Origin of the sequence: Lysobacter terrestris, assembly GCF_014489475.1 — a bacterium.
Taxonomy (GTDB): Bacteria; Pseudomonadota; Gammaproteobacteria; order Xanthomonadales; family Xanthomonadaceae; genus Agrilutibacter; species Agrilutibacter terrestris.
On record NZ_CP060820.1, the window covers coordinates 1,680,952 to 1,700,054 of the forward strand.

Genomic DNA, 19,103 nt, shown 5'->3' on the forward strand with positions numbered 1-19,103 from the left:
CCAGGCCGATTCCACAAACCCGATCCCACGAGTGCGACGCATGGGTTACGAGCGCGACTACGCCCCGATTCCACCGACCGTGCCGCGGTGGCGCGAGCGCCTGGGCCAGTACTGGTCGCTGGTCCGCGGCGACCGGCCGATCGGCTGGCTGCTGCTGCTGTGGCCGACGTGGTGGGGCCTGTGGCTCGCCGCGAAGGGCGTGCCGCCGTGGTGGACGCTGGTGGTGTTCAGCCTCGGCGTGTGGCTGACGCGCGCGGCCGGCTGCGTGATCAACGACTACGCCGACCGCTGGCTCGATCCGCACGTCGAGCGCACCAAGCAACGGCCGCTCGCCACCGGCGCCGTGCGCGGACGCGAGGCGCTCGCGCTGTTCGCGGTGCTGATGCTGGTCGCGTTCGGCCTGGTGCTGACGATGAACCGGCTCACCGTCTGGATGAGCTTCGTCGGCGTGGTCCTGGCCGCGAGTTATCCGTACCTGAAGCGCTACACCTACCTGCCGCAGGTGTACCTGGGCATGGCGTTCGGCTGGGGCATCCCGATGGCGTTCGCCGCGATCCAGGGCGAAGTGCCGGCGCTCGCATGGCTGCTGTACGTCGCCAACATCCTGTGGTCGACCGCGTACGACACCTGGTACGCGATGGTCGATCGCGACGACGACCTGCGCATGGGCAGCAAGTCGACGGCGATCCTGTTCGGCGACATGGACCTGGTCGCGCAGGGCGTGCTGTACACGCTGTTCTTCTACGCCCTGTTCCTGGTCGGGCGGCGCGCGGAGCTGGGGCCGTACTACTGGTATGCGCTGGGCGTGGCCGCGTTGCTGGTCGTCTACGAATTCGTGCTGGCGCGCGGGCGCGACCGCGACGGCTGCTTCCGCGCCTTCCTGCACAACCACTGGGTGGGGCTGGTGGTGTTCGCGGGCTTCGCCCTCGACTTCGCGCTGCGCGCGCGATGAGCGCCGGCCGCGAACCCTGGCTGGCGCGCGCGGCCCTGCGCTGCGCCGCCTTCGCCGAACGCTGGTTTCCCGACGCGTGGGTGTTCGCGGTGATCGGCGTGCTGATCGTCGCGGTGGCCGCGTTGCTCGGCGGGGCGACGCCGCAGGCGACCGCGCAGGCGTTCGGCAAGGGCTACTGGAGCCTGATCCCGTTCACCATGCAGATGGTGTTCGTCGTCATCGGCGGCTACGTGGTGGCGACGGCGCCGGTGGTGGCGCGGCTGATCGGGCGCCTGGCGCGCTGGCCGCGCAGCGGCCGCGGCGCGGTCGCGTTCGTCGCCACGGTGAGCATGCTGACGTCGCTGCTGAGCTGGGGCTTCTCGCTGGTCTTCGCCGGCCTGCTGGTGCGCGCGCTGGCGCGACGCACCGAGCTGCGCATGGACTACCGCGCGGCGGGCGCCGCCGCCTACCTCGGGCTCGGCGCGGTGTGGGCGCTGGGGCTCAGTTCGTCGGCAGCGCAGCTGCAGGCGAATCCGGCGAGCATGCCGCCCGGCCTGCTCGAGATCACCGGCGTGCTGCCGTTCGCGCAGACGATCTTCCTGTGGCAGTCGCTGGCGCTGACCGCGGCGTTGATCGTCGTGTCGGTGCTGGTCGCCTACGCGACCGCGCCGGGCGAAGCCGCGGCGCGCGGCGTGGAGCTGGCGACAACGTTGCACGACGAAGCGCCGGCGCCGGTGCGCACGCGCCCGGGCGAATGGCTGGAGCACAGCCCGCTGCTGACCGTGCTGCTGTCGCTGCTCGCCTTCGGCTGGCTGGCCAGCGAGTTCGCCGCCAAGCCGTTCGCGAACGCGATCGCCGATCTCAACACCTACAACCTGCTGTTCCTGTCGCTGGCCCTGCTGCTGCACTGGCGGCCGCGCGGCTTCCTCGATGCGGTGACGCGCGCGGTGCCGGGCACGGCGGGCGTGCTGCTGCAGTTCCCGCTGTACGGCGGCATCGCGATGCTGCTGACCGGCGTGCCCGGCACCGATGGCGCCACCCTCGCGCACCGGCTGTCGGAGCTGTTCGTGCAGGTTGCCTCGCGCGACAGCTTCGCGCTGGTGATGGGCGCGTACTCGGCGGTGCTGGGTTTCTTCGTGCCCTCGGGCGGCGGCAAGTGGATCATCGAGGCGCCGTACGTGATGCAGGCCGCGACCGAACTGCAGGTGCACCTGGGCTGGGCGGTGCAGGTCTACAACGCCGCCGAGGCGCTGCCGAACCTGGTCAATCCGTTCTGGATGCTGCCGCTGCTGGGCGTGCTGGGCTTGAAGGCGCGCGACATCGTCGGCTTCACCTTCGTGCAGTTGCTGGTGCATGTGCCGCTGGTGCTGGGCCTGCTGTGGCTGCTCGGCATGACGTTGGACTACGTGCCGCCGGTGCTGCCGGTGGTCTCGTAGGGCGAGGCGAACAAGAGCGCGGGCGATTTGATTGCCCCAGGCCGCCCGCGCGGCATCATTGTCCGGACGCGGGAGTTACTTGCGGGCGGGCGTCATCCAGCGCGCGGCGAGGATGCCGATCTCGTACAGCACGCACATCGGGATCGCCAGCATCAGCTGCGACACCACGTCCGGCGGCGTGATCACCGCGGCGACGACGAAGACGCCGACGATGGCGTAGCCGCGCGACTCGCGCAGCTGCTGCGGCGTCACCCAGCCGAGCAGGACCAGGATCACCAGCGCCACCGGCAGTTCGAAGCTGGCGCCGAAGGCGAGGAAGATCACCAGCACGAAATCCAGGTACGCCTGGATGTCGGTCATCATCGCCACGCCTTCCGGCGTGACCTTGGTGAGGAAGCCGAACACCGCCGGCAGCACCAGGAAATAGGCAAAGGCGCAGCCGGCGTAGAACAGCGACACCGCCGAGGCCAGCAGCGGCAGGGCCAGCCGCTTCTCGCGCTGGTACAGCCCCGGCGCGACGAAGGCCCAGGCCTGGTACAGCAGCCACGGTACCGACACGAACAGCGCGGTGAAGAACGCCAGCTTCACCGGCGCGAAGAACGGCGAGGCCACGCCGGTGGCGATCAGCTGGCCGCCGGCCGGCAGCTTCGCCAGCAACGGCTGCGCCAGCCACGCGTACAGCTTGTTGGCGAACGGCAGCAGGGCGACGAAGACGATGATCAGCCCGGTGACCGCGCGCAGCAGGCGCGCGCGCAGTTCGATCAGGTGGTCGATGAGGCGGGCTTCGCCCTGGCCGGTGTCAGCGTCGGGCATCGGAGTGGCGTGCGTCGGCGCCGGTGGGGCGGGAGTCGGGCGTGCCGTCGTGGTCGTCGAACGGCAGCGCGGCCTGTTCGGCATCGGCGACCGGGTCCGCCGGCGGCGCGTGCGCATCGCCGTCGTCATCCGCTACGCGATTCGACTGCACGGCGTCGCGCAGGCCGGCGCGGGTTTCCTCGAACTGCTGCTGCAGCGCCGTGCCGCCCTGCGCCAGCGCATCGCGCGCGTCCTGCAGGTCGCTGCGTGCCTGCCGCAGGCTGCGCTTGAGTTCGTCGTCGGCGAGTTCGTTTTCCAGTTCGGCCTTGACCGAATACCACTGCGCGCGCGCGCGCCGCACCCACAGGCCGGCGAAGCGCGCGGCCTTGGGCAGGCGTTCGGGGCCCAGCACGAGCAGGGCCACGACCGCGATCAGGAAAATCTCGCCGAATCCGATGTCGAACATGCGGGTGCCCGCCGCAACCGGCGGGTCGGAAGGTCAGCGCGGGGTGCGCTCGTCGTCGCGCTGCGACGTGGTGCTGCTTTCGTCGCGCGATCCGTCGCGCAGCTGCGGCGACGGCTTCTTGTCGTCATCGTCGTCCTGCATGCCCTTCTTGAAGCCCTTCACCGCTTCACCGAGGTCCTTGCCGACGCTGCCCAGGCGCTTGGTGCCGAACACCAGCACCACGATCACCAGCACGATCAGCCAGTGCCAAATGCTCAAACCGCCCATGGAATTGCCCTGTTTAGGAGGAGCGCAGGATACCGCAGTGGCCGTGAGAGCAGCGGTAAGCGGTCACGCCGGCGTGGCCGGCGCCGGGGCTCAGCGCCGCGGGGTGGGCGGGACGGGTTCGGCCGGCAACGGCTCGGTGCGCACGCTGTCGGCGGGCACGTCCTGGAACGGCGCCGGCGTGGCTTCCGTGCCGGTGGCCGGCATCGGCGGCTGTGCCGGGGCAGTCGTCGCCGCGGCCGGTGCGACTGGCGGCGTGGCCGCGCGCGCGCCGCGACGCTCGCGTGCCAGCGCGCTGGCCTCCTCCAGGGTGTCGCGGAAATCCACCACCTGCTCGTCGGCCGGCTGGCGCGTGCGGCCCTCGAAGATCATGCGCGGGGTCGTGCCCTCGCCGTAGACCAGCTGGTTGGCGGCGTCGTCGATCGACAGCACCGCGCCGTCGAGCGCGATGCCGGCGAACAGGCCGCGCGCGCGCGACCACGACCAGATCTCCGCCTTCAGCTGGCCGTCGGTGGCGGTCGCCGCGTTGCGGCCGACCGGGCCCGCAGCGACGCCGGCGTCGGCGCCGAGGGTGATCTTGCCGTTGACGATCGAATCCAGCCCGCGCTCGCCGCGGAACACCAGCACGATGTCCGAGGACTGCACGCCGGCCTGGAAGCCGATGCTGCCGCCGGTGAGCTTCACGAAGCTGGGGTTGGACCAGCTGCCGTCGGGATTCTTCACCGACACCACTCCGTGGCCGCGGCGGCCACCGAGGACCAGGCCGACCTTGAGCGTGTCGGGCACGACGACTATCGCCCGGGCCTCGTCGAACAGCTTGTCCGGGATCGCCGATTCGGGGATGCGCTGCACCTCGTTGAGCACGCGCACCGCGTTGCGCGCGCGGTCGTTCTCCTCGGGCCCGGCCGTGGCGTTGCCGGTGAAGGCCAGTGCGAGGGCGAGCGAGAGCGGGACGAACGACAGCTTGGAGAGGAGGGCACGCGACATGACGACTCCGGCGGCGGGGGATGCCCGGAGGGTACTGATGGCGCAATGAACGCGGGCGATACGAAGCCGGAGCTGCGCGCACGCAACGATCGCGGCGCGGACGCGCGCGGATGACGCCGGGGCGGCGCGACTGTCATCCTATGCGGATGATCACGCCCACCTCCACGGCAGGCGCTCCGACCGGCAACCCCGGCACCGCTGATGCACGCACCGCCGAGGCCGACACCGCCGTGGTGCTGGTGAACCTCGGCACGCCCGATGCGCCCACGCCGGACGCGGTGCGCCGCTACCTGCGCGAATTCCTCTCCGACCGCCGCGTGGTCGACCTGCCGCGCTGGCTGTGGTGGCCGGTGCTGAACCTGGCGATCCTGCCGCTGCGCGCGCACCGCGTCGCGCACAAGTACGCCAGCATCTGGATGGCCGACGGTTCGCCGCTGGCGGCGTACACGCGGCGGCTGGCGCAGGCGGTGCAGCGCGAGTGCCCGCAATGGCGGGTGGTGCACGCGATGCGTTACGGCGCGCCCGCGTTCGCGCAGGTGCTGCGGCAATTGCGCGCCGACGGCATCCGCCGCGTGCTGGTGCTGCCGCTGTACCCGCAGTACTCGACCACGACGACGGCCTCGGTGCGCGACGTGGTGGAAGCCGAGGGCTACGCGATCCGCGACGTGGGCTTCGTCGAGGCCGGCAAGCCGACGGCCGCTGCAGACGGCAGCGCGCCCGTCGCGCATTTCATCGCCGATTACCACCTCGATGCCGGCTGGGTCGCCGCCGTCGCAGAATCGATCCGCGCGCACCGGGCCGAACACGGCAATGCGGCGCACCTGCTGTTCTCCTTCCACGGCCTGCCGCAGCGCCTGGCCGACAACGGCGATCCGTACCCCGCCCACTGCGAAGCCGGCGCGCGCGCGATCGCCGCGGCGCTCGGCCTGCGCGACGAATCGTGGACGCTCACCTACCAGTCGCGTTTCGGCCGCGAGAAATGGCTGGAGCCGGCGACCGCCGACACGCTGGTCGCGCTGGCCGGTCGCGGCATCCGCAGTGTCGACGTGGTCGCGCCCGGCTTCGCGGTGGATTGCCTGGAGACGCTGGAAGAAGTCGCGCAGATGCTGAAGGACGACTTCCGCGCGCGCGGCGGCGAGTTGCGCTACATCGGCTGCCTCAACGACAGCGCCGCGCATGCGCGCGCGCTGGCGGCCGTCGTGCGCGATGCGGTCGCCGCCGCGGCATCGGCCGCCCCCGTGGCGACGCCGGCCCCGGCCGCGTGAGCACGATGCGCGAGATCGCGATGGACACCGCCTTCGGCGCGCTCGCCGGCCTGCGCACGGGCCGCGACGGCGCGCCGCGCGTGCTCGCGTTGCACGGCTGGCTCGACAACGCCGCGAGCTTCGTGCCGCTGGCGCCGTACCTGGGCGACCTCGATCTCGTCGCGATCGACCTGCCCGGCCACGGCCGCAGCGCGCAGCTGCCGCCGGGCGCGGACTATTCCTTCATCGGCGCCATCGCCTCGGTGCTGGATGCGGCCGACGCGCTGGGCTGGGAGCGGTTCGCCCTGCTCGGGCATTCGATGGGCGCCGGCATCGCCAGCATGGTCGCCGCGGCCTGCCCGCAACGGGTGGAGCGGCTGGTGGCGATCGAAGCCCTGGGCGCGCTGGCCGAGGTGCCCGAACGCACGGTGGCGCGCATGCGCGAGGCGATCGCCGCGCAGCGCGCGCTCCGCGACAAGCGCCTGCGCGTGTTCCCCGGCATCGACAGCGCGGTGCAGGCGCGCCTGCATGCCAGCCGCGTGCCGGGCAGTGGCCTGGACGAGGCGCTGGTGCGGTTGCTGGTCGAGCGCGGCTTGCGCGCGGTCGAAGGCGGCTACGCCTGGAGCAGCGATCCGCGCCTGACCCTGCCGACGCTGGTGCGGATGACCGAGGCGCAGGTGGAGAATCTCGTGGCCGGCATCGAATGCCCGACGCGGGCGATCTTCGCCGAACCGGCGCAGCCTTACCTGCCCGATGACCTGCGCCGCCGTCGCGTCGCCCTGTTGCCGCGTGGCGAACTGGTGGTGATCCCGGGCGGGCACCACCTGCACATGCAGCAGCCGGCGGACGTCGCGGCGGCGATCGGCGATTTCTTCGCCGTGCCGCGTAACGCCGACGCCGCTACGGGCTAGCCCAGCAACGCGCGCAGCGAAGCCTTGAGCTGGCGGCCGTGCGCGTGGAAATACTCGCGCTCGTCGCGCCAGTGCGGGAACCGCGCCTCGACTTCGCGCCAGAACGCGCGCGAGTGATCCGCGCGGATCAGGTGGCACAACTCGTGCACGAATACGTACTCGAACGCGCTCGGACGGGCCAGCACCAGCGCGAGGTCGAGTGCGACCACACCGTTGGGCGCGAGCGAGCCCCATTGCGAACTCATCACCTTCAGCACGATGCGCGACGGCGCGCGCGGCAGCGTCGGCAGCAGCGGCGGCAGCCAGCGCCCGAGGTCGGTGCGCGCCTCGGCTTCGTAGAAGTCGCGCAGCGCGCGCCGCAGCGAGGTGCTGCGCACGCCGGGGGGGACGGTGACCTGCAGGCCGTCGCCGCCGCGGACCAGGCGCAGGGCGCGGCCCTCGTGCCACGCGATCGGCAGTTCGCCGCCGCGCAGCGGGATCGCGCTGGTCACGTGCGGGGCGAGCGCAAGCGCGGCATCGCCGTTGCGTGCCAGCTGCGCCACCAGCCACTCGCCGTGCTCGAGCACGAAGCGCTCGCCGGCGACTTCGCTGGCGCGCAGCGGCAGGGTCAGGCGCGCGCCGCGTTCGCTGACGCTGAGCTTGATCCGGCGCGCGCGCGGATCGCGCACGCGCAGCACGTCGACGGTTTCGCCGTTGTCGAGGGTGATGTTGAGGGTCTCGCGCGCGGCCGTGCGCGTGCTCTCGCGCGGCTTGCCCGCCAGCAGGCGGAGTGGGTTCATGCGCGCACGCTCGTCATGCCGGAAAGCATATCGCGATGCCGGCGCGGCACCGCCGCGCATTCAGCTGTGTTCGATGTCATCGAGGCCGTCGGGTGAGGGGCCCGCCGCAGGGCGGAACGAAGGACGGATGACGCGGGTCGCAGTGCGACCCGCGTGGCACGGCGGGAAATCAGGCCTCGGCCTTGGACAGCTTGAGCGCCTTCTCCAGCACCGCGAACAGGCGCTTCACTTCGCCCGCCATCAGCACGAAGCGCGCGTCGAGTTCCGCGCGCAGGTCCTCGCGCTCGGTGGACTCGAGCTGGTCGACGGCGCCGTCGAGCAGCTTGAACTTGCGCACCACCAGGTCCTCGCCGAGCACGAACGAGACGTGGTCGTCGAGCGTCAGCGCCAGGCGCGTGACCTGCTTGCCGGACTCCAGGTGCTTGGCGATCTCGTCGCTCTGCAGCTCCATGCGCTGCACCTTGACCACGGCGCCCTGGTCGATCGGGTCGCGCAACTCGCATTCGTCGCCCAGCGACAGGCCGTCCGGCAGCGGTTCGCCGGCGACCCAGCCGGTGAGCACGCTGCGCGGCGCGACTTCCGCGTTCAGCGGCAGCGCCGGGAACGAACCCAGCGCGCGGCGGACCTCGCTGACCACGCTCTCGCCGTTCTTGCGGCTGGAGGTGTCGACCACGACGATGCCGTGCTCGAGGTCGAGGATGGCGTCGGTGCGGCTGGGCTTCACGAACGCGCGCGGCAGCAGGTCGGTGATCAGTTCGTCCTTGATCCGCTTGCGCGTGCGTCCGCCGGGCTTGCGGCCTTCCTTCTGCTCGATCTCCTCGAGCTTCTTCGCCAGCATGTCGTTGACCACGCTGCCGGGCAGCAGGCGGTTTTCGCCGCCCATCGTCAGCCAGATCGCGTCGCGCTGGCGCGCGGCGAGCACGTCGCTGTCGCGGCCGAACGGCGAGATGAAGCCGCGGCTGGACAGTTCCAGCGGGCCGACCGGCTTGAGCTGGCACTCGTCCAGGCCGCTGTCGAGGTCATCGAGCTTGGTGGTGGGGGGGAAGCGGAACAGCGTCAGGTTGCGAAAGAACATTCAATGACCGTATGGAGTTGGCATCCGGAGCGCGTCGCGCTCCGCGTTCTGGCTTCCGTGCCGTCGCCCGGTATGGACCGGGTTCTTGTTGTGCGGCCGGCTTCGCGTCGGAAGCGGGGCCGGTGATTGTCGTGATTATCGACGACTCAGGCGTCGTCGTCGCCCACCGCGTGCGGTTCGCCCGCCAGCCACGCATGCGCATCCGGCAGCGGGGCGTCGCCGTGGCGGCCGAGCGCGAGGAAGTCGTACAGCTTCGGATCGCTCAGCTGCGACGGGCGGATGTCGCCCAGCGCGCGGGCGATGGTCTCGATGCGCCCGGGCGATTCCTTCTCCCACGCCTCCATCATCCGCTTGACCTGCTTGCGCTGCAGGTTCTCCTGCGAGCCGCACAGGTTGCAGGGGATGATCGGGAACTGTTTCGCTTCGGCATAGGCGGCGATGTCGTCCTCGCGCACGTAGGCGAGCGGGCGGATCACCACGTGCTTGCCGTCGTCCGAAAGCAGCTTCGGCGGCATGCCGCTGAGCTTGGCGTGGAAGAACAGGTTCAGGAAGAAGGTGGCGACGAGATCGTCGCGGTGGTGGCCCAGCGCGATCTTGGTGAAGCCCTGTTCTTCCGCGTGCGCATACAGCGCGCCGCGACGCAGGCGCGAGCACAGCGAGCACATGGTCTTGCCTTCGGGCACCACGCGCTTGACCACCGAGTAGGTGTCCTGCTCGAGGATCCTGTACGGCACGCCGAGCGATTCGAGGTACGCGGGCAGGACGTGCGCGGGGAAGTCGGGCTGCTTCTGGTCCAGGTTCACCGCGACCAGCTCGAACTTCACCGGCGCCTTCTGCTGCAGCTGCAGGAGGATGTCGAGCATGGTGTAGCTGTCCTTGCCGCCCGACAGGCACACCATCACCTTGTCGCCGTCCTCGATCATGCCGAAGTCGGCGATCGCGCGACCGACCTGGTGGCGCAGGCGCTTGGCGAGCTTGTTGGACTCGTGCGCGCGCTTGTGCGCGCGGGGCAGCGGTTCGGCCAGGGGCAGGGCAATGTTCACGGCAGGACAGGTCGATACAGCGGAGTGCCATTCTACCGTCGCCGTGTGGACGGCTCGCGGTTGCCGGGGCGGTGCGCTGCCGCGGCCGCGGATACGGGTGCTTGGCGCTTGCCCGCGGGCCGGATCGCGGGATCCCGCCAAGGCCGACGCGGCAATCGCACGCGTCGGCCTTGCGGGAACTGTCATGCGTCCGCTCCGGCCCCGGCGTAAGCTGTGCGCATGATCGAAACCGACGATCCCGCCGCCATCGCCCAGAAGCTGGCCGAGCTGAAGCTCGAGCATCGCGACCTGGACCTGGCGATCGAGCGGCTGATGGTGGATGCGGCCGCGGACGAGCTGACGGTCAAGCGCCTGAAGAAGCGCAAGCTGTGGCTGAAGGACTGCATCGCGCGGTTGGAGAGCGCGCTGATTCCCGACCAGCCGGCGTGACGCGCGGCTGGCAGCCACGAAAAAGGCGGACTGCGGTCCGCCTTTTTCTTTTTCCGATACCGTTGCGGCGAGCCGTCAGCCGGCCGGCGCCTCCGGCTTCGCGCTCTCCGGGCTGATCTTCTCGATCGTGTGCCGCAGTTCGCGGCCGAGCACCACCTTGGCGTCCTTCGCCCACGTGGTCAGGCGCTGGTCGAAGGCGAGCTTGCCGTTCTCGTCCGGCCACACCAGCTTGAGCTCGCGCAGCTTGAGGATGAAGCCGCGGAACAGCGACTTGTCGAAGAACTCCGGCGCCGCCGGTGCGTACAGCAGCGACAGGCGCTGCGCAGCGAGGTGGCACAGGCTTTCCAGTTCGCCCGAGGACAGCGTGCCCGCACCGTTCTTGGCCAGCACGGAAATGGCGATGTAGTAGCGCTCGAAGGCCTGCTGCAGCGAATGGCCGATCGCGCGCAGGCGGAACACCTCGTCGGTCTGGCCGGCGTTGCGGGCAAGGATGCCGCCGTCGTCGTCGCTGACGCGTTCGAGCAGGCCCTCGCTGACGAACAGGTCGACGGTGCGGGTCAGGCGCTCGCCGAATTCCTCTTCGCTCCACGGCAGGAACAGCTCGGCCTGCAGGAACGGATACACGTTCCGGCCCAGTTCCTGCACGCGCGTCAGGCTCATGCGCCGGTTGTGCTGGAAGCAGCAGGCGATCCACGCGGCCGCGGTGAACAGGTGCAGCACGTTGTTGCGGAAGTAGCTCAGTAGCACCGCCTTCTCGTCGTCGACGCCGAGCACGTCGCCGAGCGGATGCTGCACCCGCTCGAGCACGTTGATCTCCTCGCCGTGGGCGATGATCTGTTCGGGCGTGTGCGGGGTGACGGTGACGCGGTCGGAGTACGGCAGGTCGGCGAGCAGCTTCTGCGACAGCGCGATCTGGGTGCGCAGGTCGGCTTCGCCCATCGCGTGCTTGGGCGTGGACAGCAGCGCCAGCGCCAGCAGGTTGATCGGGTTCACGTCCGCGGCGCGGTTGATATTGACGTTGATGCGATCGGCGAGGGTGGCGACGGTGTCGGCGAGCCACTTGGGCTTCTCGTCTTCCGGCACCGGCTTGCCGTCCCATTCGGGCGCGTGCTCGGCGAGCACGTCGCCGAGCAGGATCGGCTCGCCGAAGTTCACCACCACCTGGCCGTAGTTGCTGCGCAGCACCTTGGGTATGCCGGTGAGCAGCTGCCAGATCGATTCCTTTTCCTTCGGCTTGCCGGTCAGCTCGTCGAGGTAGCTGTTGCCCTCCATCAGCTTCTCGTAGCCGATGTAAACCGGCTGGAACAGCACCGGGCGCGTGGGCTGGCGCAGGAAGCCGCGCACGGTCATCGAGATCATGCCGCCCTTCGGCTGCAGCAGGCGGCCGGTGCGCGAGCGTCCGCCTTCGGTGAAGTACTCGATCGAGTAGCCGCCGGCGACCAGTTGCGCCACGTACTCGCTCAGCACCGCCGAATACAGCACGCTGCCGCGGATGCTGCGGCGGATGAAGAACGCGCCGCCCTTGCGCAGGATCGTGCCGATCACCGGCAGGTTGAGGTTGATGCCGGCGACGATGTGCGGCGGCACCACGCCCTTGGTGTAGAGCAGGTAGCTCAACAGCAGGTAGTCCATGTGGCTACGGTGCGATGGCACGTAGACCACTTCGTGGCCCGGCGCGGCCTGCTTGAGCTTGTCGAGGTGGTGCACCAGCACGCCGCGGTAGATGCGGTTCCATACCGTGGTCAGCAGGAAGCTGGCCGAACGCACCACCGGGTGCGAATAGTCCGCGGCGATTTCGTAGGCGTAGCCGTGCGCCTTCTTCCACGCCTCGGTCAGCGAGGTCTTGTCGCGCGCGGCCTGGTCGGCGATGGCTTCCTTGACCGTGTCGGCGGCCAGCACCTGGTCGATCAGCAGGCGGCGCGTGGACAGGTCGGGGCCGATCACCGCCGCGCGCAGGCGGTGGAAGTGGGTGCGCAGCACGCGCGAGAGCTTGCGCACGGTGCGCTCGGGCGGCAGGCCTTCCTCGAGGATGTCGCGCAGCGACACCGGCGGGGCGAACTGCACCAGCGTGTCGCGGCCGTTCAGCGCGATCGCCAGCAGGCGGCGGAAGCGGCCGACCAGGGTCCAGTTTTCCGAGAACAGCACCGAGAACCAGCCGCTGCTCTTGTCCGGCGCGCGGCCGACGAAGATCGAGACCGGGACCAGCTGGACGTCGAGTTCCGGCTGCGCGCGGTGCGCTTCGAGCAGGCGCGCGAGCGAACCCGAATGGGTCTTCGCCGAGGGCGGCGCGTTGGTCTTGGTCCCGGTGATCGTGTCGGTGATGGTGTCGGCGAGCGGCGCCAGGGTGCTGACGTTGCGGCGCGACAACGCGAGGTAGGCGCGCTTGCGGCCGAGCGGATCGCCCGGCAGCGGCTGCAGTGGGGTGGGCAGGCCCGCCTCGCGGCAGGCGCGCTCCAGGATCAGGGCGTTGGACAGGCCGTAGTCCTCGAGCACGTAGCAGACCGGACGGCCGTCGAGCTGGGCGACATGCTCGGCCGGGGTCTGCGGCTCGATCTTCAGCGCGACCCAGGGCTCCATCACCCAGCCCAGCAGCTTCGCCCACAGCGGGCGGCGTGGGGCGGGGCGCGAGCGGGCGTCGGTGGCGGCGCGTTCGGAGGTCGCGCGCGCGGACGTGGCGGGCGCCGGCATGGGCAGCTCGGGTTGGGCGGCGCTGGGGTCCGCCGCCGCTGCGGGCATGGCGTCCGCGGTCATTTCAGTGGGGGCGGCGGACGGCGCCGGCGCGGCCTCGGTGGCGGGCGTCGGGGCCTGCGGGCGCGTCGGTTCGTCGTCCGGGAACAGGGAGGTCTGGTTCGGCATTGGCGGGATTATGCCGGCCGGCCCGGCGTAAATCCCGGATGCGGCCGGCGCGGCAGGGTGACCGCGGAGGGGAAAGGGAGGCGATCGTCCTCGAACGTGGCGCCTAGGGCGCCCGCGCGGCCTGCTGTCGGGCCTCCGCGCCGCCCGCCTCCGCCTCGGTCCGCGCGCGGCGCAACAGGTCGCTCAGGTACCACTGGCCCTCATCGCGCTCGAGCAGGACGTAGGCATCGATCGGCTGCCCGGCCAGGGTGTACTGCAGCCGGACCCGGGCCTGTTCGCCGGTCTGCTGCGCCAGAGTGATGCGCATGCCCGCCAGGGCGGCGTCGAAGTCGAGCCCGTAGGAGACCAGGGCCCGTTCCAGGCGCACGAAGAAGGGGCCCAGCCGCTGCAGGCTGCGGGTCATCCCGGCCCGGCGCAGGCCGTCGGGGCCGCCCAGGCCGGTGCTGCGGGCGGCCAGGGTGATCTGCGGCACGACCTGGCGCGCGTGGTCCGCATCGGCCAGCGGCGCGCGCTGGCCCCAGCGGGCGAGCGCGGCAATCAGCTGGCGGTAGTGGTCGCGTTCCTCGTCGCTGTAGGCCGCCTCGTTCGCCACGTACTGGCTGGTGAACAGCCCCAGCGTGGTCGCGGCGGTGCGGATTTCGGCCTGCGCACCGGCGAACTGGCGCCGGTAGGCGGTCAGCAGCGCCTGCTCCGAGCGCGGCTCGGCGAGGGTGGTCAGGAAGCCCTGGAACTTCTGGTCCAGCGGCAGTTCGGTCAGCGGCCACAGCGTGCGGCCTTCGCTCCAGGCGGCTTCCAGCCGGGCGTGCAGGGCGGGCGGGACGGCGTGGTGGCTGTAGCCGACCAGGTCGTCGCGGCGCAGGTCGTCGACCAGCTGCTGCACGGCAGCGACGGGCGAGGACGGCTGCTCCACCGGCGCAGGCGCGGGTTGGCAGGCGGCCAGGCACGACAGCAACAGGGCGGCGGTGACGCTTCGGATCCGGGGCATGGGGGTTCGCAAGCGTCGAGCGCTGGGCGGATGGTGGCGTGCCCCGACGGGGCGGCACAAGCCAAGCCCGTCGCGAAACCCCCTTCCGGGGCCAGCGGCGATGCGACAAGGAAGGTCAGCTAATGACGCGGGCCCGCCGGACGGACGCTGCGCGGCGGGTGGCGGAAAGGCCCGAAACGGCAAAGCCTCGCCGAACCTGTGGCCAAAGTTGGCACGCTTCGTGCTTGCTTCTGCGACCCGGATCACATTCGCGCAAAGGACGGCCCCACCTTGAGACACCTGAATGAACGCTTTGAAGATTTCGCTTCTCGCCGTCCTCGCTGCCGCTCCGTTCGCTGCTGACGCCGCCAACACCTCGAGCTCCTTCGGCGTCGAGCTCACCGTGCAGAACTCCTGCACCGTCACCGCCGGCGGTACGGCCGCCGACATGAACTTCGGCACGGTCACCGGCAACATCACCGCCAACCGTGACGCCACGACCTCGCTGACCGTCAACTGCAACAACGGCGCGAACTACCACGTCGGCCTCAACGATGGCGTCAATGCCCTGACCGGCCAGCGCCGCATGGCGAGCCTGACCACGTCCGGTTTCGTCAATTACGAGCTGTACTCCGACAGCGGCCGCACCGCGCGCTGGGGCGTGACCGCCGCCGGCGGCACCGCGACCGACGTCGACGGCACCGGCAACAACGCCGACCAGACCCTGACCGTCTACGGCCGCGTCCCGGGTGCCCCGGTGCAGTCCGTCGGCGCTGGTGTCTACCACGACACGATCACCGCCACGATCGAGTTCTGATCATGCGCAAGGCAGTTCCCGCCGCGCTCCTGGGCGCGGCGTTGGCCTTCTTCGCGCCCGCGTCCTGGGCGCGGGGGCAGTTGCAGGTGGCGCCCACCCTGGTCGAACTGGCCCCGGGTGCCGCCGCCGGCCGCCTCACGCTCGCCAATACCGGCGATGCGCCGGTGGCCGCGCAGGTCCGCGTCTTCGCCTGGAGCCAGGCCGAGGGCGAGGACCGGCTGGCCGCGACGCGCGAAGTCGCCCTCAGTCCTGCCATCGTGCGGATCGCCCCGGGCGCGAGCCAGGTGGTCCGCGTGGTGCGGGAGGGCGTGGCCCCGGAACTGCGCGATGCGACCTATCGCATCGTCGTCGATGAATTGCCGGTTCCCGGCGAAGCACAGGAAGCGGGAATCCAGTTCCGCCTGCGTTTCGTCGTGCCGGTGTACGTGCGCGCGGCCAGGGCCGCACCGGTGGCACTGGTTTGCCGGCTCCACGCCGCGCGCCTGGCCTGCCGCAACAGCGGTGGCCGGTCGGCGCAGCTGGGCGCGACGCGCCTGCTCGATGCGCGTGGGCAGGCGGTGACGCTCACGCCGGGCCTGTTCGGTTACGTGTTGCCGGCGAGCGAGCGGCGCTGGTCGCTGGATGCGGCGTCGCTGGCCAAGCTGGGCGGCGCGCTGCGCCTGGAAAGCCGGGTCAACGGCGAACCGCTGACGGTGCCTGTCACCCGTGCGCCCTAGGTCGCTGGCCCTCGCTGTCGGGATCGCCCTCGCGGCGTTCGCCACGACGGCGAGCGCCGGCGCGGGCACCGATGCCGGCACCGATGCCGGCACCGATGCCGGATCCTTCTCGCTCGGCGAATTGGGCTTGCCGAGCCTGGGCGGCGTCGCGGCGATGGCGGTGAACGCCGGCGACGCGCAGACGCTGTACCTCGAGGCCTACCGCGGCGAACGCCCGCTGGGCCAGCTGGCGCGCGTGCAGCTGCGCCAGGGCCGGTTGTACGCGGTGCCGGACGACCTGCGCCGCCTCGGTGTCGTGATCGATGCCGGCTGGCCGACCGATGACACCGGCCTGCTCGCGCTCGACGACGTGCCCGGACTGAACTACCGCTACGACGTCGAGGGCCAGCGCCTGATCCTCGACGTGGCGCCGGACCGGCGCCCGAACCAGGCGTTGGGTTACCGCACGCCCGCGGCGGTCGCCGCCACGCGCAGTCTCGGCGTGCTGCTCAATTACGACGCCTACGCGCGCAGCGCCGGCGCGGAAGACACCCTGTCGGTGGCGACCAGCGTGCGCGCCTTCGGTCGCTTCGGTGCGATCGAGAACAGCTTCCTCAGCCGCGGCGGCGATGACGCCGACGCCTACCGGCGCCTGGACACGCGCTGGACCCTGAGCGATTCCGAACACATGACCACCTGGACCGCCGGCGACCTCATCGGCGGCGGGCTGGGCTGGACCCGGCCGGTGCGCATGGGCGGCGTGCAGCTGCGGCGCAACTTCGGCGTGCGCCCCGACCTGATCACCTTCCCGGTGCCGCGCTTCACCGGCCAAGCCACGGTGCCGTCCTCGGTGGAGCTGCTGGTCGACAACGTCCGCCAGTTCGGCACCGAGGTCGATGACGGCCCCTTCGTCCTCGACAGTTTCCCGCGCATCACCGGCGCCGGCGAGGCGACGCTGGTCGTGCGTGACGCCCTGGGCCGCACCACCCAGACCAGCGTGCCGATCTACGTCGACTACCAGCGCCTGGCGCCGGGCCTGAGCGACTTCAGTGCCGAAGCCGGCCGCCTGCGCCTGGGCTACGCGACCGACGACGACCGCTACGACGACGAGTGGATCGCCAGCGGCAGCTACCGCCGCGGCCTCTCGATGTCGCTGACCGGCGAGGCGCACGCCGAATACGGCCCGGACCTGCGCATGTACGGCGCCGGCTTCGTCTGGGCGCCGGCCGGCCACCTCGGTGTCGCCACCGCCTCGCTCGCCCGCAGCGAAGGTGCCACGATCGGTTACCAGCGCAGCGTCGGCTACCAGTGGATGAATCCGCGTTTCGGCTTCGACCTGAAGACGCAGCGCCGCACCGGCGGTTTCCGCGACCTGGGCGACCTCGCCGAGGGCGGCGCGCGGCCGACGTCGCTGCAGGCCCAGGACCAGGCCTCGGCCTGGTGGGCGATGCCGCGCGGCAGCCTGGCGTTTTCGTGGGTGCGCTGGCGCAACCACGACGCCGACGGCGACACGGTGCGCACCATGACCTGGTCGCAGGTGCTGGGCCAGCGCCTCAACGCCAGCCTCGGCGTGTTCGACAGTGCCGGCACCGGGCGCGGCATCAACCTCAACTTCAACCTGCCGCTGGGCGAGCGCCGCGACGCGTCGCTGTCGGTCAGCCGCAACGACGGCCGCACCGATACGGTCGCTGCGGTCCGCCAGTCGCCCGGCTACGACGGCGGCTGGGGCTGGGAACTGCAGGCCGGCGACCGCGACGGCGAGTACGGCCTCGCCTCGGCGACGCTGCGCGGCCGCCACGGCGAGGCCACGGTCGGCGCCGACCATCGCGATGGCGACACCGGCTATTTCGCCCAGGCCAATGGCAGCCTGGTGTGGATGGGCGGCACCGCGTTTGCCAGTCGCCGCGTCAGCGATTCCTTCGCCGTGGTCAGCACGCAGGGCGTGGCCGGCGTGCCGGTGCTGTACGAGAACCGCGTGTTCGGCAAGACCAACGCGCGCGGCTTCGTCCTGTTGCCCGACCTGCGCGGCTGGCAGCGCAACCGCATCGCCATGGATCCCGACGCGCTCGGCGTCGACTACCGCGTGCCGCCGCTGGAACAACTGGTCACGCCCGCCGACAACGGCGGCGTGCTGGTGCGCTTCGACGTCGCCGCGGTGCACCCGGCGATGGTGACGCTGCTGACCCGGTCCGGTGCGCCGGTGCCGGCCGGCAGCGAAGGCCGCATCGTCGGCAGCGCGGCCACCTTCCTGGTCGGGCTCGACGGCGAGACCTACATCGACGACCTGCCGGCCGGTGGCGCGCTCGAGGTCGAAGTCGCCGGTGCCGCCTGCCGCTATGCACTGCCGGCGCGGACCGCCGCGACGGGCGTGGCGCAGGTCGGTCCGCTCCGTTGCGAGGAATCGCCATGACCCTGCGCCTGGGACTGCTCCTGCTTGCGCTTATGCTGCTGTGGCCGGCAACGGCCAATGCACAGAGCTGCACCTTGTCCGCGCAGTCGCTCGCCTTCGGCACGATCGGCACGCCGACCGCGCAGCGCGATGCCACTGCCGACGTGACCGTTACCTGCACCGGTTCGCCCGGCGTCGTGCGCGTATGCCTGACCATCGATGCCGGTACTGCGCCGAGCACCGCGATCAACCGCGTGATGCGCTTCGGTACGAACCAGCTCGCCTATGCGATCTCGGCCACATCTGGCGGAACCACATGGGGTGACACCAACCTCACCGGTCAGGAAGTGCCCGTTACGATCAGCGGAAGCAGCGGCAACGCGACGGCGCGCATGTATGGGCGCATTGCCGCAGCCCAGAACGTGGTTGCCGGCACCTACTCCTCGACGCTCGCGGTGCGCGGCCGCATCCCCAGCGGCGGGTCGCCCTGCACCAGTGGCAGCAGCGGCACTACCCTGACTGCTGCATCGTTCACCGCCAACGCCACGCTGGGCGGCATCTGCTCCATAACCGCCGCGCCGGTGAACTTCGGCACGGTAGCCAACCTATCGAGCGGGCTCAGTGCCAGCGGCGCGCTCAGCGTGACCTGCAGCAACACCATGCCCTACAGCATCGCGCTCAATGCCGGCACGACCACGGGCAACACCATCGCTGCCCGCAAGCTGGCCCTGAACGGCGCCGGCGCGGGCGTCGTCTCCTACCAGCTCTACCAGGACAGCGGGCGCGCCACGCTCTGGGGTGACGGCAGCAGCGGCGCCACCTATCCCGGCACCGGCAGCGGCACCGCGCAGACCATCCCGGTGCACGCATACGTGCCCAACCAGGCCACGCCGGGGTCGGGGACGTACCGCGACACCGTGACCGCGACGATCACCTACTGACCGTCCGTGCGCGACCCGCACGGGTCGCGATTCCAGGCAAAAGAAAGGGAGGCCACAGGGGCCTCCCGCAATCCGGCGCGAGGC

The 19,103-nt window shown here is 71.0% G+C and carries 18 protein-coding genes; 9 read left to right on the forward strand and 9 right to left on the reverse strand.

What is annotated here, in order from left to right; genetic code table 11:
• Positions 1–40: 40 nt before the first annotated feature.
• Both ubiA and H8B22_RS07845 read left to right on the forward strand, forming a co-directional pair.
• A complete protein-coding gene (gene ubiA, locus H8B22_RS07840) occupies positions 41–952 on the forward strand; it encodes a 4-hydroxybenzoate octaprenyltransferase (RefSeq protein ID WP_187710898.1) in 912 nt (303 codons plus the stop codon).
• Entirely contained in the window at positions 949–2,367 is a 1,419-nt protein-coding gene (locus tag H8B22_RS07845; protein ID WP_187710899.1) for a short-chain fatty acid transporter, read from the forward strand. The genes ubiA and H8B22_RS07845 overlap by 4 nt, the downstream gene beginning before the upstream one ends.
• A gap of 75 nt (positions 2,368–2,442) precedes the next feature.
• On the opposite strand, the gene tatC is transcribed toward H8B22_RS07845, so the two are convergent.
• From tatC to H8B22_RS07865, 4 genes are all read right to left on the reverse strand, one after another.
• Positions 2,443–3,180, reverse strand: coding sequence for a twin-arginine translocase subunit TatC (tatC, locus tag H8B22_RS07850; RefSeq protein ID WP_187710900.1), 738 nt, complete (start codon positions 3,178–3,180; stop codon positions 2,443–2,445).
• On the reverse strand, positions 3,167–3,625 hold the full coding sequence (gene tatB / locus H8B22_RS15000; RefSeq protein WP_187710901.1) for a Sec-independent protein translocase protein TatB: 459 nt from the start codon (positions 3,623–3,625) through the stop codon (positions 3,167–3,169). Before tatB ends, tatC begins: the two co-directional genes overlap by 14 nt.
• A gap of 33 nt (positions 3,626–3,658) precedes the next feature.
• Complete coding sequence (tatA, locus tag H8B22_RS07860; RefSeq protein ID WP_187710902.1) at positions 3,659–3,892, reverse strand: Sec-independent protein translocase subunit TatA; 234 nt, start codon at positions 3,890–3,892, stop codon at positions 3,659–3,661.
• Positions 3,893–3,982: 90 nt separating this feature from the next.
• The gene (locus H8B22_RS07865) at positions 3,983–4,876 is read right to left on the reverse strand and encodes a lipid-binding SYLF domain-containing protein (RefSeq protein ID WP_187710903.1); all 894 of its coding nucleotides are present in this window, start codon (positions 4,874–4,876) and stop codon (positions 3,983–3,985) included.
• Between the two features lie 146 nt (positions 4,877–5,022).
• Here H8B22_RS07865 and hemH point away from each other — a divergent pair, with 146 nt between their 5' ends.
• Both hemH and H8B22_RS07875 read left to right on the forward strand, forming a co-directional pair.
• A complete protein-coding gene (gene hemH, locus H8B22_RS07870; RefSeq protein ID WP_187710904.1) occupies positions 5,023–6,141 on the forward strand; it encodes a ferrochelatase in 1,119 nt (372 codons plus the stop codon).
• Between the two features lie 5 nt (positions 6,142–6,146).
• Entirely contained in the window at positions 6,147–7,031 is an 885-nt protein-coding gene (locus tag H8B22_RS07875) for an alpha/beta fold hydrolase (protein ID WP_187713577.1), read from the forward strand.
• Here the strand turns inward: H8B22_RS07875 and H8B22_RS07880 are convergent.
• The 3 genes from H8B22_RS07880 to ttcA all read right to left on the reverse strand — a co-directional run bounded on the left by H8B22_RS07880 (position 7,028) and on the right by ttcA (position 9,928).
• Positions 7,028–7,810 carry a M48 family metallopeptidase gene (locus tag H8B22_RS07880; RefSeq protein WP_187710905.1) on the reverse strand — a complete coding sequence of 261 codons (783 nt, stop codon included), beginning with the start codon at positions 7,808–7,810 and terminating at the stop codon, positions 7,028–7,030. The two genes, H8B22_RS07875 and H8B22_RS07880, sit on opposite strands and share 4 nt — an antisense overlap.
• A gap of 169 nt (positions 7,811–7,979) precedes the next feature.
• Positions 7,980–8,885, reverse strand: coding sequence for a recombination-associated protein RdgC (locus tag H8B22_RS07885; RefSeq protein WP_187710906.1), 906 nt, complete (start codon positions 8,883–8,885; stop codon positions 7,980–7,982).
• Between the two features lie 146 nt (positions 8,886–9,031).
• Positions 9,032–9,928 carry a tRNA 2-thiocytidine(32) synthetase TtcA gene (gene ttcA, locus H8B22_RS07890; protein WP_187710907.1) on the reverse strand — a complete coding sequence of 299 codons (897 nt, stop codon included), beginning with the start codon at positions 9,926–9,928 and terminating at the stop codon, positions 9,032–9,034.
• 219 nt (positions 9,929–10,147) lie between these two features.
• Here ttcA and H8B22_RS07895 point away from each other — a divergent pair, with 219 nt between their 5' ends.
• The gene (locus H8B22_RS07895; RefSeq protein ID WP_187710908.1) at positions 10,148–10,357 is read left to right on the forward strand and encodes a YdcH family protein; all 210 of its coding nucleotides are present in this window, start codon (positions 10,148–10,150) and stop codon (positions 10,355–10,357) included.
• A 75-nt stretch (positions 10,358–10,432) separates the two neighbouring features.
• Here the strand turns inward: H8B22_RS07895 and plsB are convergent, their stop codons facing one another.
• Both plsB and H8B22_RS07905 read right to left on the reverse strand, forming a co-directional pair.
• Positions 10,433–13,213 (reverse strand): glycerol-3-phosphate 1-O-acyltransferase PlsB, encoded by a 2,781-nt coding sequence (gene plsB / locus H8B22_RS07900; RefSeq protein ID WP_187710909.1) that lies wholly within the window; start codon positions 13,211–13,213, stop codon positions 10,433–10,435.
• A gap of 103 nt (positions 13,214–13,316) precedes the next feature.
• Entirely contained in the window at positions 13,317–14,198 is an 882-nt protein-coding gene (locus tag H8B22_RS07905; RefSeq protein WP_187710910.1) for a hypothetical protein, read from the reverse strand.
• Between the two features lie 283 nt (positions 14,199–14,481).
• Between H8B22_RS07905 and H8B22_RS07910 the strand changes: the two genes are divergently transcribed.
• From H8B22_RS07910 to H8B22_RS07925, 4 genes are read left to right on the forward strand one after another with little or no spacing between them, the layout of a single operon-like run.
• Positions 14,482–14,994, forward strand: coding sequence for a Csu type fimbrial protein (locus H8B22_RS07910; RefSeq protein ID WP_187710911.1), 513 nt, complete (start codon positions 14,482–14,484; stop codon positions 14,992–14,994).
• Between the two features lie 2 nt (positions 14,995–14,996).
• Positions 14,997–15,710: a fimbrial biogenesis chaperone gene (locus tag H8B22_RS07915; RefSeq protein ID WP_187710912.1), complete on the forward strand. Its 714-nt coding sequence runs from the start codon at positions 14,997–14,999 to the stop codon at positions 15,708–15,710.
• The gene (locus H8B22_RS07920; RefSeq protein WP_187710913.1) at positions 15,700–18,099 is read left to right on the forward strand and encodes a fimbria/pilus outer membrane usher protein; all 2,400 of its coding nucleotides are present in this window, start codon (positions 15,700–15,702) and stop codon (positions 18,097–18,099) included. The genes H8B22_RS07915 and H8B22_RS07920 overlap by 11 nt, the downstream gene beginning before the upstream one ends.
• Positions 18,096–19,019, forward strand: coding sequence for a Csu type fimbrial protein (locus H8B22_RS07925; protein WP_187710914.1), 924 nt, complete (start codon positions 18,096–18,098; stop codon positions 19,017–19,019). Before H8B22_RS07920 ends, H8B22_RS07925 begins: the two co-directional genes overlap by 4 nt.
• Positions 19,020–19,103: the final 84 nt, after the last annotated feature.

What these genes read in the sequence shown, in the direction of transcription:
- ubiA (WP_187710898.1), top strand. Translation starts at nt 41, where the DNA reads ATGGGTTACGAGCGCGACTACGCCCCGATTCCACCGACCGTGCCGCGG.
- H8B22_RS07845 (WP_187710899.1), top strand. Translation starts at nt 949, where the DNA reads ATGAGCGCCGGCCGCGAACCCTGGCTGGCGCGCGCGGCCCTGCGCTGC.
- tatC (WP_187710900.1), bottom strand. Translation starts at nt 3,180, where the DNA reads ATGCCCGACGCTGACACCGGCCAGGGCGAAGCCCGCCTCATCGACCAC.
- tatB (WP_187710901.1), bottom strand. Translation starts at nt 3,625, where the DNA reads ATGTTCGACATCGGATTCGGCGAGATTTTCCTGATCGCGGTCGTGGCC.
- tatA (WP_187710902.1), bottom strand. Translation starts at nt 3,892, where the DNA reads ATGGGCGGTTTGAGCATTTGGCACTGGCTGATCGTGCTGGTGATCGTG.
- H8B22_RS07865 (WP_187710903.1), bottom strand. Translation starts at nt 4,876, where the DNA reads ATGTCGCGTGCCCTCCTCTCCAAGCTGTCGTTCGTCCCGCTCTCGCTC.
- hemH (WP_187710904.1), top strand. Translation starts at nt 5,023, where the DNA reads ATGATCACGCCCACCTCCACGGCAGGCGCTCCGACCGGCAACCCCGGC.
- H8B22_RS07875 (WP_187713577.1), top strand. Translation starts at nt 6,147, where the DNA reads ATGCGCGAGATCGCGATGGACACCGCCTTCGGCGCGCTCGCCGGCCTG.
- H8B22_RS07880 (WP_187710905.1), bottom strand. Translation starts at nt 7,810, where the DNA reads ATGAACCCACTCCGCCTGCTGGCGGGCAAGCCGCGCGAGAGCACGCGC.
- H8B22_RS07885 (WP_187710906.1), bottom strand. Translation starts at nt 8,885, where the DNA reads ATGTTCTTTCGCAACCTGACGCTGTTCCGCTTCCCCCCCACCACCAAG.
- H8B22_RS07895 (WP_187710908.1), top strand. Translation starts at nt 10,148, where the DNA reads ATGATCGAAACCGACGATCCCGCCGCCATCGCCCAGAAGCTGGCCGAG.
- plsB (WP_187710909.1), bottom strand. Translation starts at nt 13,213, where the DNA reads ATGCCGAACCAGACCTCCCTGTTCCCGGACGACGAACCGACGCGCCCG.
- H8B22_RS07905 (WP_187710910.1), bottom strand. Translation starts at nt 14,198, where the DNA reads ATGCCCCGGATCCGAAGCGTCACCGCCGCCCTGTTGCTGTCGTGCCTG.
- H8B22_RS07910 (WP_187710911.1), top strand. Translation starts at nt 14,482, where the DNA reads ATGAACGCTTTGAAGATTTCGCTTCTCGCCGTCCTCGCTGCCGCTCCG.
- H8B22_RS07915 (WP_187710912.1), top strand. Translation starts at nt 14,997, where the DNA reads ATGCGCAAGGCAGTTCCCGCCGCGCTCCTGGGCGCGGCGTTGGCCTTC.
- H8B22_RS07925 (WP_187710914.1), top strand. Translation starts at nt 18,096, where the DNA reads ATGACCCTGCGCCTGGGACTGCTCCTGCTTGCGCTTATGCTGCTGTGG.